Origin of the sequence: Streptomyces sp. NPDC051940, assembly GCF_040680895.1 — a bacterium.
Lineage (GTDB): Bacteria > Actinomycetota > Actinomycetes > Streptomycetales > Streptomycetaceae > Streptomyces.
The window spans coordinates 1-10,696 of sequence record NZ_JBFAXR010000201.1 but is presented as its reverse complement, the minus strand read 5'-3'; the positions used below and the strand labels follow the sequence as shown (position 1 = coordinate 10,696).

The following is a 10,696-nucleotide window of genomic DNA, read 5'->3' as shown; positions in this document are numbered from 1 at the left end:
GAACGCGACCGTCCGCGAGGAACTCGTCATGCAGGGCCGCCTCTACCGGCTGACCAGACCGCAGGCGCACGCCCGCGCCGCGGAACTGGCCCACGGGCTCCTCGACGCCGACGGCACGCTCGTCGGCAACCCCGTGCACTACCGCGACGACCGCACGGCCGGCATGGCCGACAAGGCGGCGTCCGTGCTCCCCCCGGCGGAGCTGTACGCGGCGACCGGTCTGCAGACCCTCCCCTTCAACACCGTCTACCAGCTGATGGCCGCCCAGGGCACGCCCGCCCTGGCCGCCGCCCGCCGGCTGCTGCTGATTCCGGACCTCGTCTCGTACTGGCTGACCGGCGAGGCGGGCACCGAGCTGACGAACGCCTCCACCACCCAGCTGATCGACCCGCGCACCGGCGACTGGGCGCACGGCGTCGCCGACGCACTCGGCGTCGACCTCGGCCTCTTCCCGCCGCTGCGCCGCCCCGGCGACCCCGCCGGGCGGCTGCTGCCCGGGGTCCTGGAGCAGACCGGCCTGGACGGCGACATCCCCGTCACGGCGGTCGGCTCGCACGACACCGCCTCCGCCGTGGCCGCCGTGCCCGCGACGGACGGCGAGCGTTTCGCGTACATCTGCACGGGGACCTGGTCGCTCGCCGGACTCGAACTGGACTCCCCCGTGCTGACCGAGGACAGCCGCCGCGCCAACTTCACCAACGAGCTGGGGCTCGACGGTACGGTCCGCTATCTGCGCAACATCATGGGCCTGTGGCTGCTCCAGGAGTGCGTGCGCGAGTGGGGCGAGCCCGGACTCGGCGCGCTGCTGCGGGAGGCGGCCGCCGTCCCCGGGCTGCGGTCCGTGGTGGACGCCGGCGATCCCGCGTTCCTCGCGCCCGGCCGGATGCCGGAGCGGATCGCCGACGCCTGCCGGGCCTCGGGACAGCCGGTGCCGCAGTCCCCCGCCGAGACCACCCGCTGCATCCTCGACTCCCTCGCCCTGGCGCACCGCCGCACGATCGAGGAGGCACAGCGCCTCGCCGACCGGCCGGTGGACGTCGTGCACATCGTCGGCGGCGGCGCCCGCAACGCGTTGCTGTGCCGCCTCACCGCCGACGCCCTGGGCCTGCCCGTGGTCGCCGGACCCGCCGAGGCGGCGGCGCTCGGCAACACGCTCGTGCAGGCGCGGGCCCACGGCCTGGTCGGCGACCGGGCGCAGATGCGCGCGCTGCTGGCACGGACCCAGCAGCTGACGCGGTACGAGCCGGCCGGCGACCGCTCGGCCTGGGACCGGGCCGCGGCACGGATCGGAGTAGCGTGATGACGATGCGCGTGGCCCTCTTCCTCACCTGTGTGAACGACACCCTGTACCCCGACACGGGGCGCGCGGTCGTCAGCCTGCTCAACCGGCTGGGCGTCGAGGTCGACTTCCCGATGGGGCAGACCTGTTGCGGCCAGCCGCACTACAACACCGGCTACCGGCGCGAGGCGGAGCCGCTCGCGCTCCGCTACGCCGAGGTGTTCGCCGGTTACGACGCGATCGTCACCCCGTCCGGCTCGTGCGGGGCGATGGTGCGCGAGCTGTACCCGCGGATGGGCGAGCGGGCCCGCGCCGAGGGACGCGGCGACGGCCTCGCCGAGGCCGTGGCGCCGGTGGTGCCGAAGACGTACGAGCTGACGGAGTTCCTGGTCGACGTCCTCGGCGTGACGGACGTCGGCGCGTACTACCCGCACAGGGTGACGTACCACCCGACCTGCCACGGCCTGCGCGGCCTGGGGCTGGCCGGGCGCCCGTACCGGCTCCTGCGGGCGGTCAGGGGGCTCGAGCTGGTCGAGCTGCCGGGGGCGGAGGAGTGCTGCGGTTTCGGCGGCACGTTCGCGGTGAAGAACGCCGACGTCTCGGCGGCGATGGGCGCGGACAAGGTGCGCAACGCCGTCTCCACCGGCGCGGACAGGCTGTGCGCGGCGGACAACTCCTGTCTGATGCACATCGGCGGGACCATGGCACGGCTGCGCACCGAGCTGCGGCCGGTGCACATCGCCGAGATCCTGGCGAGTACGGAAGGGGACGTCTGGTGAGCGGCACGTTCGTGGGTATGCCGGCCTTCCCGAAGGCGGCGGCGGTCTCGACCAAGGACACCCAGCTGCGCGGCAATCTGCGCCACGCCACGCACACGATCCGCGACAAGCGCGCGAAGGCGGTCGCGGAACTCGACGACTGGGCGCGGCTGCGCGAGGCAGGCAAGCAGATCAAGGACCACACCCTGCGCCATCTGGACACGTATCTCCTGCAGTTGGAGGCCGCGGTCACCGCCGCGGGCGGCACGGTGCACTGGGCGGCGGACGCCGCCGAGGCGAACCGGATCGTGGCGGGCCTGGTGAAGGCGACCGGCGAGAGCGAGGTCGTCAAGGTCAAGTCGATGGCCACGCAGGAGACCGGCCTGAACGAGGCGCTCGAGGCCGAGGGCATCCGCGCCTACGAGACCGACCTGGCCGAGCTGATCGTGCAGCTGGGAGACGACCGCCCCTCGCACATCCTGGTCCCGGCGATCCACCGCAACCGCGGCGAGATCCGCGACATCTTCCGCACGGAGATGGCGCGGTGGGGCCGCCCGGCGCCGGACGGCCTCTCCGACTCCCCCGCCGAGCTGGCGGAGGCGGCGCGCCGGCATCTGCGGGAGAAGTTCCTGCGCGCCAAGGTCGGCGTCTCCGGCGCGAACTTCATGGTCGCCGAGACGGGCACGCTGCTGGTCGTGGAGTCGGAGGGCAACGGGCGGATGTGCCTCACCCTGCCCGAGACCCTGATCTCCGTGGTCGGCATCGAGAAGATCGTCCCGACCTGGCGGGACCTGGAGGTGTTCCTGCAGACCCTCCCCCGCTCCTCCACCGCCGAGCGGATGAACCCGTACACGACCATGTGGACGGGTACGACGGACGGCGACGGACCGCGGGACTTCCACCTGGTGCTCCTCGACAACGGACGCACCGACACCCTCGCCGACGAGGTCGGCCGCCAGGCCCTGCGCTGCATCCGCTGCTCCGCCTGCCTGAACGTCTGCCCCGTCTACGAACGCGCCGGCGGCCACGCCTACGGCTCGGTCTATCCCGGGCCGATCGGCGCCATCCTCACCCCGCAGCTGCGCGGCACGGCCAGCGAACTCGACGCCTCCCTCCCGTACGCCTCGTCGCTGTGCGGAGCGTGCTACGACGTCTGCCCGGTGGCCATCGACATCCCCGAAGTCCTCGTCCACCTCCGCGAACGCGTCGTCCAGGGCGGCGAGGTGACCAGTGCGGGCCGGAAGGTGACCCTGAAGCCCGCGAAGGGGCACGCCGCCGAACGCGCCGCGATGCGCGCGGCGCGCTGGGCGTTCACGCATCCCGGCGTCCTGCGCGCCGGCCAGCGGCTGGCGTCGCGCACCCGGCGCCTGCACCCCCGCAAGCTGCCGGGCCCGGGCCGCGCGTGGTCGGCCACCCGCGAACTGCCGCAGGTGCCGGCCGAACCGTTCCGTGACTGGTGGCAGCGCACGCGCGGCGGACAGGAGAACGAGAAGTGAGCAGCAGAGACGTCATCCTGGGACGGGTCCGGCGAGCCCTCGGCCCCACGGCTGCCGCACCCGCCCCGTACGAGACGGCGGTCGACCGCTCCTATCTGCGCGTCCACGGCTCGCGCACCGCGGCGCAGACGGCCGACCTGCTGGCCGAGAACCTCGCGGACTACCGGGCGATCGTGCACCGCACGGACGCGGCGGGCCTGCCCGCCGTGCTCGCCGGTCTCCTCGACGGCGGCCGGGTCGTCGTACCGGACGGGCTGCCCGACGGCTGGCTGGCCGCCACCCGCGCCGAGTTGCTGCCCGACAGCCCCGGTGACACCCCGTACGCGCTGGACACGGTCGACAGCGTCGTGACCGGGTGCGCCCTCGCCGTCGCCGAGACCGGCACCATCGTCCTCGACGGCGGAGACGGCCAGGGACGACGCCGCATCACCCTCGTCCCCGACCACCACGTCTGCGTCGTCCGCGTCCCCGACCAGGTCGTCGACTCCGTCCCCGAGGCCCTGGAACGCCTCGACCCCACGCGCCCCATGACCTGGATCTCGGGCCCCTCCGCCACCAGCGACATCGAACTCGACCGCGTCGAGGGCGTCCACGGCCCGCGCCGGCTGGACGTCGTCCTCGTCACCGCCTGAACGGCGGCGCAACGGGCTCTTCGGCCTCTGGTGGGCCGGCCACGGCCGGCGCTAACGTTCTGGCCGTGACCGATGTCGTACGGACCGGGGGTCGCCGTGCCGGGTGAGCAAGGCAAGAAGGCGCCGTATCTGCCGCCGCGATGGTTCATCCGGACGGCGTGGCACGTGCACCGCGGGCTGTACCGCCTCTTCCGGGGGCGGGTCGGGCTGTGGCGGCCGCGGGCCGACCGGTGGGGCACCCTGCGGCTGACCACCGTCGGCCGGCGCAGCGGGCAGCAGCGGGCCGTCATCATCGCGTACGTCGAGGACGGCCCGAACCTCGTCACGCTGGCCATGAACGGCTGGGGCGCGGCCGAGCCCGCGTGGTGGCTCAATCTGCAGGCGCGGCCCGAGGCGACCGCCGACCTCAAGGACGGCCGCCGGGCGGTACGCGGCCGCGTGGCGACCGGCGCGGAGCGGGAGCGGTTGTGGTCCCGCTGGCGGGAGATCGACAAGGACCTGGACGCGTTCGCCGCGATGCGGCCGTCGGAGACGGCGGTCGTCGTGCTGGAGCCCCGCTAACCCCTCTGGTCACCCAGCGCCCGGTCGACCAGCGCCCCCGCCGCGCCCGTGTAGTCCGCCTGGTCCGTCAGGGCGTCGACCGCGGGGACGGCGGGGTCCTCGGCCAGCACCTCGGCCAGCGGGCGGCGTTCCGCCGCGGCGCGGCGCGCGGCCCGGGTGAGCACGCGTGTCGCCTCGTCGCGGCCCAGCTCCGCGGCGAGTGCCGCCGCCAGGCGCTCCGAGACGACCAGGCCGTGCGTCGCGTCGAGGTTCGCACGCATGCGGCGCTCGTCGACGCGCAGCCCCGTGGCGAGTTCCGCCGCGTCGCGGGCCGCGCCGCCGGTCAGGCGCAGTGCGTCCCGCAGCGGCTGCCACTCCGCGTGCCAGGCGCCGGCGGGGCGTTCGTCCTCGGCGGCGAGGCAGGCGTACAGGACACCGGCCAGCGCCGGCACCTGGCGGGCGGCGGAGGCGATGAGCGCGGCCCGTACCGGATTGGCCTTGTGCGGCATCGCGGAGGAGCCCCCGCCCGCGCCCTCGGCCAGCTCACCGGTCTCCGTACGGGTCAGCAGCAGCACGTCCGCCGCCAGCTTCCCCAGCGCCCCCGCGGTGAACGCGAGCGCCCCGCCCAGGTCGGCGACCGGTGTGCGCAGGGTGTGCCAGGGCAGCAGTGGTTCGGCGAGCCCGGTCTCGGCGGCGTACGCCGCGAGCAGTCGCAGTCCCGGCGCCGGGTCGTGCACGCCGTCCGCCTCGGCGTGGGCGTGGAAGGCGGCCAGGGTGCCCGCCGCGCCGCCCAGTTGGGCGGGGAGGGCCGTGTGGGCGGCGGTGAGGCGGGTGTGGGCGTCGAGGACGAGGGCCCGCCAGCCGGCGGCCTTCAGCCCGAACGTCGTGGGCACGGCGTGCTGGGTGAGCGTGCGGCCCGGCATGGGGGTGTCGCGGTGGGCGGCGGCCAGGGCCGCCAGGGCGGACGCCGTGCGGTGCAGGTCGGCGAGGAGGTGGGGCAGGGCGCGGGCGCAGACCAGCATCGCCGCCGTGTCGAGGATGTCCTGGCTGGTGGCGCCGCGGTGCACGTACGCGGCTGCCCCGGGGGCGTGTTCGGCGACGGCCCGCGTCAGGTCGGCGACCAGCGGGATGACCGGGTTGCCGCCGGCGCGGGCGCGCAGCGCCAGGTCCCGGGCGTCGTACCGGTCGGTGCGGGCGGCCGCCGCCGCGATCGCCTCGGCCGCCGCGGGCGGGGCGAGCCCGAGCGCCGACTGCGCCCGTACGAGCGCGGCTTCGGCGTCGAGCATGGCGCGTACGAACGCGGCGTCCCCCGTCGCCTGCTCCACGGCCGACCCGGCGTGTACGGGCGACAGCAGTCCGTGGTCGGCGGCAGAGGGCGGACCGGAGTCAGCCGAAGGCAAGGAAGACCGTCTCTCCATGCACCCCATCGTCCTGCAGCCGGACGTCGAAACGGTGCACCCGCTCCCGTTCCTCGGCCGCCAGCAGCGTCGCCCGCCGCCCCGGTTCCAGGGACGCCAGCAGCGGGTCGTCGGCCGTCACGTCGAGGTAGACCCGGGTGTGGAGGTGGTGCAGCAGCCCCCGGGCGAAGACGATCACCGCCAGGTACGGCACCCCGCCGGGCGGCAGCGTCCGCAGCGCGTAGTGCCCCGCGGCGTCCGTCGCGACACGGGCGAAGCCGGTGAAGTCCGTGCCGTTGCGCCCCAGATACCCGCCGGTGACGGCGTCCCGGCGGAGCGAGCCGGGCGCGCCCGCGCGGGAGCCGTCGGGCGCGGGCTGCCAGAACTCCAGCAGGGCGTCGGGGACGGGGGCGCCCTCCCCGTCGTACACGTGCCCGTGGACGGTGAGCGTGTCCGGGTGGCCGTGCGGGGCGACGGCGCCGCCGTCGGGGAAGGGCAGCGCGTAGCCGTAGAACGGGCCGACCGTCTGGGACGGGGTGGGGGGATACGTCACTGCGCGCCCTCCTCGGTCCAGGTCGCGGCGGGTCCGTCGAGGACGATGTCCCAGCGGTATCCGAGGGAGAACTCGGGGTCGGACAGGCCGTGGTCGTAGACGGCGACGAGCCGTGCGCGGGCCGCGTCGTCCGTGACGGACTGGAGTATCGGGTCGTACGGGAAGAGCGGATCGCCGGGGAAGTACATCTGCGTGACGAGGCGCTGGGTGAACGCCGTGCCGAAGAGGGAGAAGTGGATGTGCGCCGGGCGCCAGGCGCCCGTGTGGTTGCGCCAGGGGTAGGCGCCGGGCCTGACCGTGACGAAGTGGTACGTGCCGTCGTCGCCGGTGAGCGTGCGGCCGACGCCGGTGAAGTTCGGGTCCAGCGGGGCGGGGTGGTCGTCGCGCCGGTGGGGGTAGCGGCCGGCGGCGTTGGCCTGCCAGACCTCGACGAGCTGGCCGCGCACCGGGCGGCCGGCGCGGTCCAGGACGCGGCCGGTGACCGTGATGCGCTCGCCGAGCGGCTCGCCGGGGTGCTGCCGGGTGAGGTCGTGGTCGAGGGCGGTGACGTCCGTCGCGCCGAAGACGGGTCCGCTCAGTTCCACGGCTTCGGGGTCGCCGCCGGCCGGGACGAGGGCATGCTTGGGGTGGCGCAGCGCGCTGCTGCGGTACGGCGCGTAGTCGCGGCGGGGGTGGTGCTCGGCCGGGGCGCCGTCGGCGAGGCGTTTGGCGTACGCCTCGTGGGCTCCGGCGATCTCGGCGGAGATGTCGCCCTGGGTGAGCGGTGTGGGTGGCGCGGGCGGCCTGAGCGGCGGGCGGGACATCCGCATTCCCCCTTGTTCGCTGCGTGAACTTTCGTTCATAATGCGTTTCGTCCGGAGTCTCGTCCCGGGGGCGGCGGTTGTCAACGCCCCTGCCGCGGAGCCGAGTACGCCCCCCTGCCGCCCTTGCCGCTTGGAGCGCCGATGACCTCCCTCTCCCCCGCCGCCCTGGGCGCGGACGCGCCCGCGGCGGCCGTGGGTTCGCTGTCCCGCGGGCTGGCCGTGCTGCGGGCGCTGTCCGCCGCCGGGGGCCGGCGCGCGGTCAGCGAACTCGTCCGGGACACGCGGCTGGCCCGCTCCACGGTGGACCGGGTGGTGAGCACCCTGGCGCACGTCGGGTATCTGCGGCTCGACGGGCGCGACGCGGTGCTCACCCCGCTGCTGACGGAGCTGGGCAACGCGTATCTGGGCGCCTCGCGGCTGCCGGAGCTGCTCGGGCCGGTCGCCGACGCGCTCGCGGACGAGCTGGACGAGTCGGTGTCGCTCGCGGTCCCCGACCGCGACGGCGTGCGCTTCGTCCACCAGGCGGTGCGGCGGCGGGCGATGTCGCTGACGCTGCGGATCGGCGATCTGCTGCCGGCCGAACGCGGCGCGCCGGGCGCCCTGTTCGCGGCCGACTGGCCGGCGGAGCAGTGGGCGGCGTGGCGGGCCCGCCGGGCGGAGGATCCGCGGCACACGGGCTTCCCCGCGGTGCCGCCCGACCACGGCGAGGCGGCCGCGGGCTTCGAGGCGCGGACCCGGGCGGCTCGCACGGCGGGCGTGGCGCTGGACGACCAGCTCATCGAGCCCGGTCTGGTGGCGTTCGCGCTGCCCGTACGGGACGCCGCGGGGCGGCAGTCGTGCGCCCTGAGCGTCGTGAGCCACACCAGCCGGCACAGCGCCGCGTCGCTGCGGGACGCGGCGCTGCCGCGGGTGCGGGAGGCGGTGCGGGTGATGGAGCGGGCGCCGGCGCAGGCGGCGGCCGCGTCCGTGCCCGGGCCCCGATCCGCCACGTCGCAGTGGGCGCGCGAGTCGAAGCAGGAGCTGGGGCCCGGGTTCGTCGAGTCGCTCGCCCGCGGCCTGTCCGTGCTGACGGCCTTCGACGCGGGCCGCGCCGAACTGCCGCTGACCGCCGTCGCGGAGGCGACGGGGCTGGCCCGCGCCACCGCGCGGCGGGCCCTGCTCACGCTGCAGCAGCTGGGCTTCACCGCCACCGACGGCCGGCTCTTCCGGCTCACCCCGCGCGTCCTGGACCTCGGCTTCGCGGCGCTGTCCGGGCTGAGCCTGCCGGACATCGCCCAGCCCCATCTGGCGGGGCTGGTGGCGCGGGTGCACGACTCCGCGTCGATGGCCGTGCTGGACGGCGCCGACGTGCTGTACGTGGCCCGGGTGCCCACGGTGCGCATCATGAGCGTCAACATCACGCTGGGCACCCGCTTCCCGGCGTACGCCACGTCCCTGGGCCGGGTGCTGCTGGCCGGGCTGCCGGCCGCGGACCGCGCCGCGTATCTGGCCGGCGCGGACCTCGCCCCGCTGACCCGGCACACGGTGACCGACCCGGCGCGGCTGGCGGCCCTCCTCGACCAGGCGGACCGCGAGGGCCACGCCGTGGCGGACGAGGAGCTGGAGGAGGGCCTGCGCTCGCTGTCCGTACCCGTACGCGACCGGGCGGGCCGGGTGGTGGCGGCGGTCAACGTCTCGATGCACGCCAGCCGCCGCACGGCGCGGCAGGCCCGCGAGGAGCTGCTGCCGCCGCTGCGGGAGGCGGTGGCCCGGATCGAGGGCGACTACCACGCGGCGTCGCGCTTCACCCGGGTACGCCCGGTCTGAGGGCGCGCCCCCGGAGGCCGGACCGACCCGCGCCCCTCGGGACCCGGCCGAGGGTGCGCGCCCCTGGGACCCGGCCGAGGGGCGCGCCGCCCGTCAGTGCCCGCGGTCGATCCACTCCTGCAGATGCGGGGCCTCGTCCCCGATCGTCGTCGAGTCCCCGTGCCCGGTGCGTACCACCGTCCCCGGCGGCAGCGTCAGCAGCCGGTCGCCGATCGAGCGGATGATGACGCCGAAGTCGGAGTACGACCGTCCCGTGGCCCCCGGCCCGCCCGCGAAGAGCGTGTCGCCGGTGAACACCGTGCCCAGGTCCGGGGCGTACAGGCAGACGGCCCCCGGCGCGTGGCCCGGGGTGTGGAGCACCGTCAGGTCCGTCCCGGCCACGGTGAGGCGCTGCCCGTCGGCGAGATGGCCGTCGGGTTCGCGGGACGGGTGCGTCAGCTTCCACAGCACCAGGTCGTCCGGATGGATCAGGACCGGCGCACCGGTCCGCTCGGCGAGCGCGGGCGCGGCGCCGACGTGGTCGTCGTGGCCGTGCGTGCACACGATGGCGGTCACCCGCCGGTCCCCGACCGCGGCGGCGATGGCGTCGGCGTCGTGCGCGGCGTCGATCACGAGGACCTCCTCGTCGTCGCCCACGAGCCACACGTTGTTGTCGACGTCCCAGGTGCCGCCGTCCAGGCTGAAGGTGCCGGAGGTGACGAGGCGCTCGATCCGGGCGGCGGCCGTCACAGGATCACCACCGAACGCAGCACGTCGCCCTTGTGCATCCGGGTGAACGCGTCCTCCACCCCGTCCAGCGGGATCGTCTCGGTGACGAACGCGTCCAGGTCCAGCCGTCCCTGGAGGTACAGGTCGATCAGCATCGGGAAGTCGCGCGAGGGCAGGCAGTCGCCGTACCAGCTGGACTTCAGGGAGCCGCCGCGGCCGAACACGTCCAGCAGCGGCAGCTCCAGCTTCATCTCGGGCGTCGGCACGCCGACCAGGACCACCGTGCCGGCCAGGTCGCGGGCGTAGAACGCCTGCCGGTAGGTCTCCGGGCGGCCGACGGCCTCGATGACGACGTCCGCGCCGAAGCCGCCGGTGAGGTCGCGGATCGCCTCCACGGCGTCCGTCTCGCGCGAGTTGACGGTGTGCGTCGCGCCCAGCGAGGTGGCGGTGGCGAGCTTGCGGTCGTCGATGTCCACGGCGATGATCTTCGCGGCGCCGGCCAGCCGGGCCCCGGCCACCGCGGCGCCGCCGACGCCGCCGACGCCGATGACGGCCACGGAGTCGCCGCGGCTGACGCCGCCGGTGTTGATGGCGGCGCCGAGCCCGGCCATCACTCCGCAGCCGAGGAGCGTACCGCTGACCGCGGCCGGTGAGGCGGCCGCGCCTCTCGGCGCGATGGTCGGCACCGATCCCGCGAAGCCCCAGCTGCTGACCGTGCCGCAGC

11 protein-coding genes are annotated in these 10,696 nt (G+C 75.4%); 6 read left to right on the top strand and 5 right to left on the bottom strand.

Annotation, left to right across the window (positions count from 1 at the left end; translation table 11 throughout):
- From AB0M28_RS38425 to AB0M28_RS38405, 5 genes are all read left to right on the top strand, one after another.
- Nucleotides 1-1,300, top strand: a 1,300-nt coding sequence (locus AB0M28_RS38425; protein ID WP_365415129.1) for a rhamnulokinase family protein, incomplete at its 5' end; no start/stop codon positions are given.
- Nucleotides 1,301-1,305: 5 nt separating this feature from the next.
- On the top strand, nt 1,306-2,058 hold the full coding sequence (locus AB0M28_RS38420) for a (Fe-S)-binding protein (RefSeq protein ID WP_365415131.1): 753 nt from the start codon (nt 1,306-1,308) through the stop codon (nt 2,056-2,058).
- Nucleotides 2,055-3,533, top strand: coding sequence for a lactate utilization protein B (locus tag AB0M28_RS38415; RefSeq protein ID WP_365415127.1), 1,479 nt, complete (start codon nt 2,055-2,057; stop codon nt 3,531-3,533). The genes AB0M28_RS38420 and AB0M28_RS38415 overlap by 4 nt, the downstream gene beginning before the upstream one ends.
- Nucleotides 3,530-4,165 (top strand): lactate utilization protein C, encoded by a 636-nt coding sequence (locus AB0M28_RS38410; protein WP_365415125.1) that lies wholly within the window; start codon nt 3,530-3,532, stop codon nt 4,163-4,165. The genes AB0M28_RS38415 and AB0M28_RS38410 overlap by 4 nt, the downstream gene beginning before the upstream one ends.
- A 72-nt stretch (nt 4,166-4,237) precedes the next feature.
- Nucleotides 4,238-4,726, top strand: a complete 489-nt coding sequence (locus tag AB0M28_RS38405) for a nitroreductase family deazaflavin-dependent oxidoreductase (protein ID WP_365415123.1) — start codon at nt 4,238-4,240, stop codon at nt 4,724-4,726.
- On the opposite strand, the gene pcaB is transcribed toward AB0M28_RS38405, so the two are convergent.
- From pcaB to pcaH, 3 genes are read right to left on the bottom strand one after another with little or no spacing between them, the layout of a single operon-like run.
- Complete coding sequence (gene pcaB, locus AB0M28_RS38400; protein WP_365415121.1) at nt 4,723-6,123, bottom strand: 3-carboxy-cis,cis-muconate cycloisomerase; 1,401 nt, start codon at nt 6,121-6,123, stop codon at nt 4,723-4,725. The two genes, AB0M28_RS38405 and pcaB, sit on opposite strands and share 4 nt — an antisense overlap.
- On the bottom strand, nt 6,092-6,655 hold the full coding sequence (gene pcaG, locus AB0M28_RS38395) for a protocatechuate 3,4-dioxygenase subunit alpha (protein ID WP_365415119.1): 564 nt from the start codon (nt 6,653-6,655) through the stop codon (nt 6,092-6,094). The genes pcaB and pcaG overlap by 32 nt, the downstream gene beginning before the upstream one ends.
- On the bottom strand, nt 6,652-7,458 hold the full coding sequence (gene pcaH, locus AB0M28_RS38390) for a protocatechuate 3,4-dioxygenase subunit beta (protein ID WP_365415117.1): 807 nt from the start codon (nt 7,456-7,458) through the stop codon (nt 6,652-6,654). The genes pcaG and pcaH overlap by 4 nt, the downstream gene beginning before the upstream one ends.
- Nucleotides 7,459-7,599: 141 nt before the next feature.
- On the opposite strand from pcaH, the gene AB0M28_RS38385 reads away from it, so the two are divergent.
- Entirely contained in the window at nt 7,600-9,264 is a 1,665-nt protein-coding gene (locus tag AB0M28_RS38385) for an IclR family transcriptional regulator C-terminal domain-containing protein (protein ID WP_365415115.1), read from the top strand.
- Between the two features lie 93 nt (nt 9,265-9,357).
- Here the strand turns inward: AB0M28_RS38385 and AB0M28_RS38380 are convergent, their stop codons facing one another.
- Both AB0M28_RS38380 and AB0M28_RS38375 read right to left on the bottom strand, forming a co-directional pair.
- Nucleotides 9,358-9,993, bottom strand: coding sequence for an MBL fold metallo-hydrolase (locus AB0M28_RS38380; RefSeq protein WP_365415113.1), 636 nt, complete (start codon nt 9,991-9,993; stop codon nt 9,358-9,360).
- On the bottom strand, nt 9,990-10,696 hold a 707-nt coding region (locus tag AB0M28_RS38375; RefSeq protein WP_365415111.1), incomplete at its 5' end, for a zinc-binding dehydrogenase. The genes AB0M28_RS38375 and AB0M28_RS38380, both read right to left, overlap by 4 nt.